2 protein-coding genes are annotated in these 1,203 nt (G+C 50.5%); both read right to left on the bottom strand.

The window, feature by feature from the left end:
* Positions 1–165: 165 nt before the first annotated feature.
* Positions 166–558 (bottom strand): hypothetical protein, encoded by a 393-nt coding sequence (locus tag AC07VR_RS31595; protein WP_495013643.1) that lies wholly within the window; start codon positions 556–558, stop codon positions 166–168.
* Positions 559–561: 3 nt separating this feature from the next.
* A partial coding sequence (locus AC07VR_RS31590; protein WP_495013642.1) for a scabin-related ADP-ribosyltransferase occupies positions 562–1,203 on the bottom strand: 642 nt, incomplete at its 5' end.

Here is a 1,203-nt window from a genome sequence, read left to right as displayed (position 1 = left end):
CGCGGAGCGTCCAGTGAGGCATTCCCACGCAGAGCGTGGGAACGATCTATCCCATTCTTCCAGACACACCGCATGCACCGGCCTTACGACTGCTTCGTCCGAGCGCGGACCGGCCGGCGGGAGCAAGCGGCCTCGCCACAAATGCTCTCTAGCCTGACGATCTAATTACCCGACTAACGATTTTATCCAGCGCTGATAAAAATCTTTTTGCTCCTGTATGTCATTGGTAATATCGTTTTCTTCGTAGTCGAAAATATTTACCACGTCTTCATCTTCACTTGACCTTCCCCACTTAAGTTCATACGCAACTACCCCGCAGGACATTTGCGAGGACATGCGAGACGGGTGAACATTGAGTTTTGCTCCTTTGCATAAGAATTTTATATTTGGAAATTCGGCTCTCACCAATCCCAAGCAAACATAAAGATCCTGTGCAGCATACGTTTTTCTAAAGCCATCCAACCTTATGAAGGTTAATGTTGATTTTTGTCTGTCGCAGTCGACTACAGCCGCCTCAACGACCCCATCAACCATTAAAAAAATCTCTCTTGTAGTCATGCTTCACTCTCTATTCGGGTTTGGTATGGAATAACCAACATAACTACCGTCAGCATTTACCGGTGTAGCACCAATAATGTCTTTAGTTTCTATTCCCCCAGGAATGGCTATTTCAACCTCGCGTCGATGAGGAGACATTAGCCCCAGCTCTTTATTTACATCAAGGCCGGGAACTCTTTTTAATACATACATATACCCTGATTCAAATCCGTAGCCCGTCGCAAACTTCATTGCTTCCTTTGTTGACGTTGAAGTGCTTACGAAGAAACTTGGAGGACTCCTATTGTCCATCGCATGTAAGTACAGATCAGTACTATCCCCTAGAGGTTCGAAGCCACCATCAAAAATCTCCCAAGGCGCTCGTGAGTCTCCCCGATACAGATAACTCTTTTTCTTCTCCGATGCAGGCAGCTGAGGCTCACCCTCATCCACCCGCGCCTTCGCCGCCGGGTCTTCCACCCCCATCGCCGGCTGACACCCATCCCCGCCCGGGCAGGTATTCAACCCCAACGGATCCACCCAGCCCGTCGGGTTCGGGGTGTATTGGTAGGCGTTCAGCCCACCGGCCAGTTTGCTCGGGTCCGGGGTCAGGTAGCGGCCGTTGTCCGGAGTGTAGTAGCGATGGCGGTTGTAGTGCAGGCCGCT

This window comes from Pseudomonas sp. GW821-FHT02H09 (genome assembly GCF_059421425.1).
This window is presented reverse-complemented; position numbering and strand designations above follow the sequence as displayed.